Origin of the sequence: Bradyrhizobium sp., from assembly GCF_016462955.1 — a bacterium.
GTDB lineage: Bacteria > Pseudomonadota > Alphaproteobacteria > Rhizobiales > Xanthobacteraceae > Bradyrhizobium.
This window is the reverse complement of sequence record NZ_JAEMSD010000882.1, coordinates 1-1,568: the sequence shown is the minus strand read 5'-3', so window position 1 is coordinate 1,568 and position 1,568 is coordinate 1. Positions and strand designations below refer to the sequence as shown.

Sequence of the window (1,568 nt, the reverse complement as noted above, 5' to 3'; positions counted from 1 at the left end):
GTTGCCCGCGTCGATATCGACGCCTGAATCGGCGTAAGTGAGGCCGTTTTTGCGGTCGGTCATGCCCGATTTCCAGTGGGTTCGCGGCTGGTTACGTCGAATTCCGGGGACGCGCAATGGCTCGCATGGCGCTCCTCGCTATACTATGTAGACATATCAACCGGTTCAGCCTGTAACGGGCCGGATTTGAGGTCAGAACCGGTGCCGGGAAGCGCTGCGTGAGTATTCCGAACATCATTACCCTGGGCCGCATCATGCTGGTCCCGGTCATCGTTTGGGCGATCGTGTCGAGCCAAATGGAGGTGGCATTCGCCGTGTTCCTGATCGCCGGCATCAGCGACGCCGTCGACGGCTTTCTGGCCAAGCGCTTCAACATGCGAAGCGAGCTCGGCGCCCTGCTCGATCCGCTTGCGGACAAAGCGCTGCTGGTGTCGATCTACATGGCGCTCGGCATCTGGGGCGCGATCCCGCGCTGGATCGTGATCCTGGTGGTGTCGCGCGACATCATGATCGTCGCCGCCGTGATCGTCTCCTGGCTGTTCGACAGGCCGGTCGAGATGAAGCCCTCGAAGGTGTCCAAGCTCAACACGGTGGCGCAAGTCGCATTCGCGGCCTTGGTGCTGGCCGCACTTGCCTTCGGCTTCAAGCCCGCGCCTTATGATATCATCCTGATGGGCCTCGTCACGGTCTTCACGCTCACCTCCGTGTCGCTCTATCTGGTCGAGTGGTTGCGCCACATGAGTACGATCGAGGCCAAGTGAAGGGACGTTCGGCCCCGTAACGGGCTAAGTCCCACACGATTAAGTCGAACCTCGTCAAATGCGCCGGCATGCCGGCATGGAGCAAAGCAAGCGTGGCAGGCCGCGTTCATCCCCGACAATTGGCGTTTTCCCTTCCGCATGCGGAGAGCCTCAGCCGGGACAATTTCCTCGAAGGCCCCGCCAATGCGGAAGGTCTCGGCCTGATCGACAGCTGGCCGGAATGGCCGAACCGGATCATGTGGCTGGCGGGCCCGGAAGGAAGCGGCAAGAGTCATCTGGCGACGATCTGGGCGGAAGAGGCCGGCGCGCGCTCGACCAGCGCCAATGCGCTGACCGCGGCGGGCGTTCCGGGCGCACTCGCCACCGGCGCGCTCGTGGTCGAGGACCTCAAGGCAAAGGATTTCGACGAGCGCGCCATGTTTCACCTGATGAATCTGGCCCGCGAGGATGCCGCCTACGTCCTGTTCACCGGACGGGAGGCGCCGGCCGCGCTGGAGATCGAGCTTCGCGACCTGCGCTCCCGCCTGCGGGCCGTTCCGGTGGTGACGCTGCTGCCACCCGACGACCAGCTCTTCCGCGGCCTCATCGTCAAATTCTGCGCCGACCGCCAGCTCACCGTGGACGAGAGCGTGGTCGGCTATCTCGCCACCCGCCTGGAGCGATCCTCGGCCGCCGCCCGTCAGGCCGTGGAACTGCTCGACAGCGAGGCCCTGCGGCTCGGCCGCCCCGTCACGAGGGCACTGGCTGCCGAGTTGCTCCGGGACGCCTGAGCCGCCCCGCCCGGACGCTCTGCGTGAAGTCCGCTTG

Annotated in this window: 2 protein-coding genes; both read left to right on the top strand. The window is 64.8% G+C overall.

Annotated features, from left to right (window positions below; all coding sequences use genetic code 11):
• Positions 1-218 precede the first annotated feature (218 nt).
• The gene (locus JHD07_RS39505) at positions 219-761 is read left to right on the top strand and encodes a CDP-alcohol phosphatidyltransferase family protein (protein WP_291632047.1); all 543 of its coding nucleotides are present in this window, start codon (positions 219-221) and stop codon (positions 759-761) included.
• 92 nt (positions 762-853) lie between these two features.
• Positions 854-1,531 carry a DnaA/Hda family protein gene (locus JHD07_RS39500; protein WP_291632046.1) on the top strand — a complete coding sequence of 226 codons (678 nt, stop codon included), beginning with the start codon at positions 854-856 and terminating at the stop codon, positions 1,529-1,531.
• Positions 1,532-1,568: the final 37 nt, after the last annotated feature.